At 55.4% G+C, this 9,701-nt stretch carries 1 pseudogene; it reads right to left on the bottom strand.

The features are described 5' to 3' along the window. Positions 1-9,701 (bottom strand): annotated as a pseudogene (locus tag ACO0LF_RS30720) (hypothetical protein); the annotation flags it as partial.

Raw genomic sequence — 9,701 nt, 5'->3', positions numbered from 1 at the left:
CTGACGGTATGGGTGCTGCCGCTGATGCTGACCTGGCGCGTTGTCGTGCCTGCTGTCTGGGCGGTCTGGATGTTGAGTTCGTGGCTGAGGTTGCCGGCTTTATCGTAGTCAAGGGCACTGGTGTATCCCTCATCGAGGGCTTCGATGAGGGAAACTTGTCCCTGGGCGTTGTAGCTGAGTTTGGTGTTTTGCAGGCTGATATCAGCCTGGATGGTTTGTTCGCGGGTGTGCTTGCCTGCGAGGTTGTAGCTGTACAGGGTAGTCTTGTCGGTGGCGAGGTCACGGATCTGGGTGACTTGCCCCGCTTCATTGTAGTGGTAGTTGAGGTTCTGGCCTCGAGTATTGGTTTGTTGCAGCAGTTGGCCTGCGCTGTCATAGCGGTAGCTGTAGGTGGCGCCACCGATGTCTTTGTGGCTTTGTAGCTGGCCCTGGGCATTGTATTGCCAGGTGCTGATGTTGCCATTGGCATCGCGGTTGGCGATCTGGTTGCCCTGGGCATCGTAGGCATATTGTTCATACTGGCCCAGGGGTTTGGTGGTGATGACGAGGTTGCCGCGCAGGTCGTAGCCATATTTGGTGGTTTCTCCATTGGCGTTGGTGCGGGCGATGACGCGCCCTGCTTCATCGTAGCTGCTGCGGTTGATGAGGCTTTGCTGGCTGCCGGTGACGTTACCAGTGCTGGTGCCATAGAGGCCCACCGGGTCGGTGCTGCTCTGGAGCAGGTGGCCCAGATGGTCGTACTGATAGCTGATGTGATTGCCATTGGCGTCAGTGACCTGGACCTGGTTGCCGAAGGTGTCGTAGGCATGTTTGACGATGCCGCCATCGGCATGGGTTTCTTGTATCAACTGGCCACGGGCATCGTAGCTCAGGCGGGTAACGTTGCCGTTGGCGTCGCGGTTGGCGGTCTGGTGGCCCAGGCGGTCGTAATAAAACTCTGTGACGGCGCTGTTGGTACTTTGCTGACCTGCTGCATCGGGGCTGCTCTGGCGTATCAGCTGGTTATTGGCATCGTACTGGTAGGTGGTGACGCTGCCGTAGCCGTTGAGGTCGCTACGGCTGGACAGGTTACCCCAGCGGTCAAAGCTTTGGCGGATGAAGGGGGTCTGGCCATCACGCGTTGGCAAACTGAGCGTCGTGGCACGGCCCAGGGCATCGTACTGGGTGGTGCTGCGGCGCAGGCCAGCGACACTGTCAGCTTCATGGGCGGTGCTGAGGGTGGCCAACGGGTCGCCCTTGCCAAGATTGAGGCTGGCGGTACTGATGCCAGCGCTGCTTAAGGTGACAGTCTGGCGGCCCCGCAAGTCGTATTGCATGACCTTGGTGACACCACCACTGTTGGTGCGCCAGACATGGCCTGCGCTGTCATAATCAAAGCTGGCCAGGTCCTGGCCATTGCTGCGCTCGCGTATCACTTCATCAAAGGCATTGTAGACGGCCTCGTTGCGCACGACTGCAGCCTGGTTCTGATTGATGATGTTGATCTGGCTGCCGTTGGCACTGAGCTGCACATTGCTGCCAGGGGTGATGCTGGCGGTGCGACGACCCAGGGCGTCATATTCGTAGGCAGTGAACAGGGTATGTACACCATCACTGCCGGATACGGCTTGCCATTGCTTGCGCAAGTGGTTTTGTGCATCGTAGGAGGCAAAGTGGTTGACCCCATTGGCGTCGGCATTCTGGATGACGTTATTGCGACTGTCATAGCGGGCCAGGCTGATACGGTCGTCGTTACTGATGCTGTTGATCGTATAGCTATACTGCGCGGCAGAACTGGCACCATTGGCATAGTCACGTTTCATGACAACGTTGCCATAGGCATCACGGCTATATTCAGTGAGTGTGGTCAGTTGGCGGCCAATGTCTGTAACACTACCTGGTTCGGCCACTGCCCTCAAGCGATTGAGGACATCGTAATAACGGTAGCTGCGGTTGCCCAATGCATCGGTACTGCTGATGACATTGCCCAGTGCATCGTATTCTACGCTGGTGGTGATATTGCCACGGCTGCGCTGGCCCGTCGTGGCATTATTGATAGCGTCAAAGCCATCATCACTAAAAGCCACATTGAGGCGGGTCTGGCTGATCTGGCGATTAGCCTTGTCATAGGCAAACAAGGTGGTGCGGTCATCGTTGCTATAAAGTGGCAGCACCAGTTTGCCAGCCGCATTGACGCTGCCTGGGTTGGCATATTCGGTACTGTTGATGACATTGCCATGGGCATCATAAACCCGGGAGCTGACATAGCCCAGGGCATTGATGCTGGCTGTTCTCTGGCCTTGTTTGTCATAAAAATAGCGGCTGATCGCCCAGCTATCATTGGCAGGATTACTCAGTTCAGCAGTTTGTGACAGGTTGCCAAGCACATCATAGCTGTAGCGCGTGACTTTGGCGGCCAGAACACTTACCTCCCCTGCCCCACCGTTGTTGACCCAGGTGGCAGGTTCGGTAGTTTCTATGGTGCGGCCTAGTTGATCATAGCGGCTGGTGGTGATCCTGTCTTGACTATGGTCGAGGCTGACTAGGGCTGTGGCGACCTGACTGCGGAGGGGGGCTTTGCCTACCTGGCCGCTAACGGCGCTGGCATTGATGGCGCTGGCATAGCGCGTGACTGAGGTCGCATTGCCAAAGCTGTTGCGGCTATAGCCGGTGACATTGCCAAGCGCATCAATGTCATAGCTGACGCGGCCTTGTTTGTCATAGCTGCGGTAGCTGTAATTACCGGCCACGTCGCGGCTGGCGATGACATTGCCAAAGCTGTCGTAAGTGACGCTGGCTTCGAGGACTGCAGACCTTTCTGATGCGAATGCCAGGCTATTGGCGCCGTTGACTGCCAGGTTATCACCCGCCCCGTCATACACATAGCTGGCTGGATAGATGGTCTTGGTCTGACGACCCAGTGCATCGTATTCAAAGCGGGTAGTGCGTTGTTCCGGGCGACCTTCTGCTTCAGTGCGGCTGGTGAGATTGCCCAGCGCATCATAAGTCATGCGACTGATGATGGCGGCGCTGACTGTTGTGCCTGCCTGCAAAATGCCGCCAACATTAAGGCTAACACTGGCCATGCTGACGACAGGCGAGGTTTCACTTAACAGGCGACCAGCCGCATCATAGTCATAAGTCCAGGTCGCGCCGATTTTATTACTGTAAGTGAGGCGATTACCCAAGCCGTCATAGCTGAAACGTTCTGTCTTGTTCAGGGCATCAGTATGAGCGACGAGGTGCCCATCAGCATCGTATTGATACGTCTGGACCTGGTCATCAGCTGTGCTGCCTGGCATGGCACTAGTAGCATCGAGCTTGCCAAGTCCAGCAGAGAGGGTTGGTGACAAGGCTTTAGCATAGTCGGTCACACTGCCCAGGCGACCCAGCGCATCATAGCTATAGCCTTTGACATAGCCCATGGCGTCCACACTGAAGAGTACACGTCCGTTGGTGTCATAAACTTGTTGATGGACCTGGTCATTGAGAGGATCAGGCTGCAACTGGTTGCGTATCATGTCTGACTGAACAACCGGCAACATCGTGGACGCTTCTATGGTGTGTGCATAGCTGACGCTGGCGGTGACATTGCCATTTGCGTCGTAACGGTTCTCGGTAACGGCGCCCTGGCTGTCTACCGTGAATATCAACCTGCCAGCTCTATCATGGGTATAACGGGTGCTGCGGTCTTGTGTTTTATCGATATGCAGCTGGCTGGCAATCTCGCTACTGCCGAGTTGGGTAGATGCATTTGGCGCAGCGATGGCATTGGCATAGGCAACACGCTGGGCCAGTTGACCATTAGCGTCGTAGACATAGTGACTGACGCTGCCATCGGCATTGACCTGGTAAGACAGGCGATTGGCATCGTCATAGCTCATCAGGGTGACGCGGTCGGCATCGCTGGCTTGCACGGTTTCTGCGGCAGCGTTGGCGGCGACGGTATTGGCGTAACTGACTTGTTTGATCAGGTTGCCATTTTTGTCGTAGACCAGATGGGTGACGGCACCTGTGGCATCGACACTCCAGCTCAGGCGGTTGGCAGCATCATAAGTACGATGCACATGTACATCATGTGCTGCATCAGCCAAGGATGTTGTCGCTGTTGCCAGCGCGCTGGCTGTGATGGGGGTATTGGCTGGCAGTGATTTAGCGTAGCTGACAACATCGACCACATTGCCATTGGCATCGTAGCTGGTTTTAGTGACAGTGCCAGTACCGCTGACGACGTAGACGGGGCGGTTCAGGGCATCATAGATAGTTTGTACACGCTGATCATGGACTGCATCTGGCACCACAGTTGGCGTGGTGCCGGGTGCCCAGCTTGCCAGTGCGATGTCTTTAGCGTAACTAATGCGTTCGGTGACATTGCCATTGGCATCATAGGTGTAGCGGGTAACGCTGCCGGTGCCATCGATGCTGTAACGTAGATGACCATCTTTGTCATAGACGCGGTTTTGCTGTACATCGCGCAGGCTGTCTGCATGCACTCTGGCTGTCACGTCGGCGATTGTTGCTGTTTCGCTTAAACCTGTCAGGGAAATTGTGGTGGCATAGTTGACGGTGGCGGTGACGCGGCCTTCGTTGTCGTAGCTGTTCTTTTGCACTGCGCCGCTGGCATTGATGGTGTAGACCAGGCGGTTGTTGCTGTCGTAGACATAGCGTGTCAGGTTGCCGTTGGCATCGCGTGCAGCGACGACATTGTTATTGTCATCGTACTGATATCGACGGGTGATGTTCTGTCCTGCGGGGTCGGTGTGTTCGGCAATGCGGCGGCCCAGGGCATCATACTCATACTGGACAACATTGCCTGCGGGACTGGTGACGGTCAGTACCTTGCCACGCTGATCATAGCTATAACGGGTGATGGCATTGAGACCGGTAGGATCAACGACCTGGCTGGTGACCTGGCCCTTGAGGTCGTAAGTGGTCAGGGTGACGATGCCATTAGCATCGGTCATGACTACTTGTTGGCCCTTGGCATCGTACTGGTAGCTTGTGGTCAGTGCTAGGCCGTCGGCATCAACCGTACGTGACAGCAGATGGTTGGCAGCATCATAGTGGTAGCTGACTTTGTTGCCATTGGCATCTGTGGTCTGGATCAGGCGGTTGGCGTGATCATAGGCATTGCCTGCACTATTCAGCTCACTGGCGGAACTCAGCAAATTACCATTGGTGTCGTAACTATAGCTGGTGACATGGCCATTGCCATCGGTGACACTGCTGGTCTGGCCCTGGCTATTATGGATGCTGCTGACCTTGACGCCTTCTGCCGTAGTGACGGTAACGCCACGGTGAGCGGTGTCATAGGTGTAGGTCACGGCATTACCGTTCCCATCAGTCTGAGTCAATATGCGGCCTATGGCGTCATAGCTGACTGTGCGTTGTACGTGGTTTGCATCCGTACTGTTAACGGCGCGGCCCAGGCGATCATAACTGAGCAGGCGTTCATTGCCATTACCATCTACGGTACGGGTAATGCGGCCAAAGGCGTCATACTCGACGCTGGCGACAACTAATGCGCCGGTTGGGTCTGTGGTGGAACCAGTTTGCAAGCCACGGTGATCATAGCGCGCCAACTGTGTCAGGACATGGCTACTGTCTGTGTTGACGGTCGTGGTCAGGCGTTCACCAAAGGCATCATAAGTGAAGCTGGTGACGGCGCCCAATTGATCTGCGATGCTGTCTATTTGCCCCGCTGCGTTATAGCTGATGGCAGTCTTGCTGTCATGGGCGCTATTGGCGATACCAGCAATTGCGGTGCGCAAGCTGTCATTGACCAAGCCGCCATTCAAGCCGTTCATGATGGAGAGCGGATCACCATACTGGACTGTGCCTGTCAGTTGATTGAGATTGTTATATTTACGTTCTTGCACTCCACCAAGCGCATCGATGGTGTAGGTAAGGTTGCCACTTTGATCATAGTAAAACAGGGTTTTATTGCCATTGGGGTCGGTCATGCTGACGCGGCGGCCAGCTGTATCGTAGCCGTAGCTAGTACCATACTGGGTCCAGATAGCGTCGATTTCTTGTTGACTCTGGTTGCCGGTCAGTTGGGCACTGCCCAGGCCAGACAGGGTGGCAATGACGCGACCCAGCTGGTCATAGCGCTGGTTGTTGATGCGGATGTCACCACTACCTGCAGCGTCAATGACTTTGGTCAGGTTGCCAGCGACATCGTACTGGTATTGCTTTAGGGTACCTTCGGCATTGGTGCTGGTGAGGACGCGGTTCAACGCATCAAAGGTCTGGCTATTGACTTGGTCTTCGGCATGGCTGGCTGGAAGCAGGCTGGCCAGGGTGGAACTGGCAGTCACCGGCCCTTTGGCTTTGTTGTAATAGCGTGTGCTGCCAAGTGCATTGCCATTGGCATCGTAACGCAATTCAGTCAGGTAGCCTTCGGCATCGACATTGCCCACCAGTTGGCCTTTGTTGTCGTAGATGGCGTAACTATGCTGGTCGGCGGCATTTGCAGATGGAATGAGGCTGGCGAAGTTGCTGGTGCTTGTGACTGGTACGCTGACTTTGCTGGCATAGCGGATGACTTCGACGCGGCGTCCGGCGCTGTCGTAGCGGTATTGGCTGAGGTAGCCTTCCGCATCGACAGTACCTGTGAGCTGGTTGTTGAGGTCGTAGAAGTAAGTCGTGCTTCTGTCATCAGCGTGGGCTGTCACCACAACATCCTGAGCACGAGTATTGGCACTGAGTGTTGTCGTTGTGATCTGCGTGGCTCTTTGTACGGTGGTCAACAGGTTGCCTGCGCCGTCGTATTGATATTCGGTGACTGCACCGGCGGCACTGACGGTTTTACTCAAGTGACCAGCGGCATCATAGAAGCTGCGACTGATGAGGTCGTTGGCTGAACTGGTCAGCATGGGCAGCAGGTCGTAGAAGACTCGGGCTGGCACGGTCGGCGTGACTGGCGGTTCGACCGGAGGCTGAACCGGCGGCTCTGCTATGCCCTGCTCTGCCCAGACATAGGAAGACTCAACACCTGGTGTTTCACCCTTGGTGAACCATTGGGCCAGCCACAGGTGGCCATTGTAGCTGATGGTTTCGCCACCGATATAGGTAACACCTGCGCCCCAGGGGGCATGAGTACCAGCATCAGGGGCTTGTGCCCATACCTGGGAATCCCCTGGTACATTAGCCTGCGTAGGCCAGCGTGCTTTCCAGTGCTGGCCCTGGTAATCGACGATTTGGTCTTGTGCATATTCCGGACCTGCGGACCAAGGTGGATTGGTGCCCGCAGGAACCACCTGGCTCCAGACATGATCAACACCAGGAGCCTGACCAGGAGTGCTGGTCCAGTTTGCTTTCCAGAGCTGCCCGTCATGGGTGACTAGCTGTCCGCCAACATATTCTATCCCTGGCATCCAGGGACGTGTCGTGCCTGGTGCTGGTACTTGTGTCCAGACTTTGTCGACACCTGGCGTGTTGCCCAGGCCGGTGTCCCAGCGGGCCAGATAGACTTGCCCATTGAAACTAACGGTCTGGCCCGCCAAGTAGTATTGACTGTCTGACCAGGCAGCAACGCTATTGATAGAAACAACTTCCAGCCATGCAGCATTACTGGCGGGTGCACTGCCCTGATTATTACTACGTGCCTGGTAGACTTTGCCGTTGTAGTTGACCTGGTCGCCCATGAGGTAGGCTGTCGCTGTGTTCCAGTCTGAGGTGCTCACTACCGGATTGCTTGGTGCCGGTGTGACAGGCGCGGCTGATGAGGTCGTCGCTGGCGTTGTAACAGCGGTAGAAGATGGTGGCGTTGCTGGCGATGTTGCTGGAGAACCTGCTGCTGGTGAGCCTGACGGTGGTGTCGTTGCAGGTATGGCTGCCGTATCGGTATTACTGATCAGTTGGGCAATCTGGGTCGCATTCAAAGCCACGCTGTGCTGTATGGTCTGTATGCGCTGGCCCAGGGCATTGTAGACATACTGGGTGACTTTGCCATCGCCATTGACCTGGCCTTGCAGGTTACCAGCAGCATCGTAGATGTAGCGTTGTTTGACACCTGTTGCGTCTATGCTGACACTCAAGCGTCCCAGTGCATCATAACGGTATTCGCTTTGCGCCTGGCCACCAGCGATGGTGGAGATGAGTTGGCCTGCTGCATCATAAACAGCAGTGTCTATGCGGCCATTGGCCTGGGTCTGGGTGACGGTGTGCTTGGCGTCATCATACAGATTGACGGAACTGTGTCCCAGGGCATCTGTCGTCGATAAGACGCGGCCTAAACCATCATAGACATAGCTGGTCTGGTTATTATCAGCGTCGATCTTGAACAGGAGATTGCCGCTTGCATCATAGCTGTACTGGCTCTTTGATTCTTTGCCATCGAGTATGCCGTTGCCATTGGCATCGACTGTGTTATAGCTGGTCATGCTGCTGAGTTGACCACGACTATTGTATTGGTAGTCGGTGCGGCTGGTCTGTGCCGGGTTTTGTGCTGCGGACCAGGTTTCCACATCGGCATTACTCAGGCTTTGGTTGGCGTTCAGGCCGGTGAGATTGTAACTGGCTGCAGGATAGCTGATGGTGGCTATGCGCTGTCCCAGATTGTCGTAGCGGAATTCTGTGACGCTGCCTTGGGCACTGATGACGAAGCGTGGATTACGACGCGCGTCATAGACAGTGCGTGTAGTTTCGGGTTGGCTGGCAGCCTGGCCATTGCTGGTAGGGGCACGGTAAACGGTGGATGTCAGGATTTGGTTTTGTGGGCCATAGGTGCGTTCTACGCGATCACCCAGGCTGTCCGTCTGGCTTAGCAGGTTGCCATGGCTGTCGTAGGTATTGATGGTGGCATTGCCCAGGGCGTCGGTAGCTTGGATTAATTTGCCTGCGGCATCGTATTGATATTGGACCTTTTGGATGACGCCATCGACAGCAGGACCGGTAATTTGACTAAAACGCTGTTTGTCGTCATAGGTATAGGTGTTTTTATTCCCTAAGGGATCGGTGACGGTGGTGGTTTGGCTGGCCAGGTCATAGCTGAAGGTGGTGACGCGGCCCAAGGCATCGGTCAGGCTGGCGACACGGTCTGTGCCTTGCAGTTTCACATAGGTGATGTTGAGTTGGGTACCATCTGTCTGGCTCACTCCAGTGATGAGGTTGCTATTGTCTGCATAGGTGTAGCTGGTGATGTAGACTTTGCCATCAGCAATGCTGTCGTCGGCTGGTGTCAGGTCTAGTTTGATCTGGGTCAGGCGGTCTTGGGTATCGTAGCTGTAGGAGGTGCTGCTTTGGATTGTGCCGTCTGCGAGGATGATTCTTTCTTGGGCAAGCTTGGTACCGGTATAGCTAAAGTCGACTTTGTCGCCTTTGGCGCTGGTGATGGTACTGAGGTAGTCACCGGTGTAGCCATAGGTAGCGGTATTGCCATTGGCATCGCTGGAGAATAGCAGACGCCCGCTAGTTCCGGCATAGCTTTCTGTGCTCTGGCTATTTGGGTCTGTCCAGGTCCAGCTGGAGTTGGTGACATCATATTTGATGGCATCAGATTTACCGGTGCCGGAACGGGCTTGGTAGCTATTGCTGGTCAGGTCAAAGTCGTAAGTTTGGATGGCATTGTCGGCACCGACGCGCTGGAGGCTGCTGCCTGCTTGGTTCAGGGTACCTGTCAGGTTGACGATGCGGCGATAACCGTTGATCCACCATGCATCTGAATTGTCGTCTTTGATGACGCCTTGGCTGTTGTAGGTGCGGATGACGGAAAGATC

Origin of the sequence: Undibacterium sp. Di27W, from assembly GCF_049340345.1 — a bacterium.
Lineage (GTDB): Bacteria > Pseudomonadota > Gammaproteobacteria > Burkholderiales > Burkholderiaceae_D > Undibacterium.
This window is presented reverse-complemented; position numbering and strand designations above follow the sequence as displayed.